Here is a 1,003-nt window from a genome sequence, read left to right as displayed (position 1 = left end):
GTCCATGAGACCGCAATATGTTCGTGTTCGTGCAGCTCCGCTACAACTACCGGGTCTACCCGGACGCCCCGCAGCGCCGCGCGCTGGCGCGTGCGTTCGGGTGTGCGCGGGTGGTGTGGAACGACTGCCTGCGCGACCGGAGGGAAGCACATGCGGCAGGGCGGCCGTATGTGGCGTCGGCCGAGCTGTCCCGGCGTCGCATCACCCAGGCCAAGCGCACCACCGAACGCGCCTGGCTGGCCGAGGTGTCGGCGGTCGTGCTCCAGCAGTCGCTGCGCGACCTGGATACCGCCTACAAGAACTACTTCGACTCCCTCAAGGGTCAGCGCAAAGGCCGGGAGGTTGCGCCGCCCCGGTACAAGTCGAAGAAGGACACCCGGCAGTCCATCCGCCTGAACACCAACGCCTTCTCCCTTCAGGACAACGGCACGGTGTACGTGGCCAAGGTCGGCACCATCAGGGTGAAGTGGTCCAGGCCGCTTCCGGCCGCGCCGACTTCCCTGACCGTCATCAAGGACAGTGCGGGCCGGTACTGCATGAGCTTCGTGGTGGACACCGAACCGCACCTGCTCCCCGAGCTGGATACCGAAGTCGGCATCGACCTGGGCCTGTCCACCTTCGCCGTCCTCTCCGACGGCACCCGCATCCACTCCCCGAAGTTCCTGCGCCGCGCCGAGAAGAAACTGAAGCGGTTGCAGAAGGATCTCAGCCGGAAGGCCAAGGGGTCGAAGAACCGGGCCAGGGCCCGTATCCGGGTCGCGCGACAACACGCCCGGGTGGCTGACCGCCGCCGGGACTGGCACCACAAGGCCTCCACACAGATCATCCGCGACAACCAAGCGGTGTATGTGGAAGACCTCGCGGTATCCGGCCTCGCCCGCACCCGGCTGGCCAAATCCGTGCACGACGCCGGATGGTCGGCATTCGTGAACATGCTGGAGTACAAGGCGGTCAAGCACGGCCGGTACTTCGGGAAGATCGGACGCTTCGAGCCGACCTCGCA

Annotated in this window: 1 protein-coding gene; it reads left to right on the top strand. The window is 66.4% G+C overall.

The features are described 5' to 3' along the window. Positions 1 to 29 precede the first annotated feature (29 nt). On the top strand, positions 30 to 1,003 hold a 974-nt coding region (locus tag ABZ370_RS43955), incomplete at its 3' end, for a transposase (protein WP_358634200.1).

It is taken from the genome of Streptomyces sp. NPDC005962, from assembly GCF_040629205.1.
Lineage (GTDB): Bacteria > Actinomycetota > Actinomycetes > Streptomycetales > Streptomycetaceae > Streptomyces.
The sequence above is the reverse complement of the archived record's forward strand: the minus strand, read 5'-3'. Positions and strand labels throughout refer to the sequence as shown.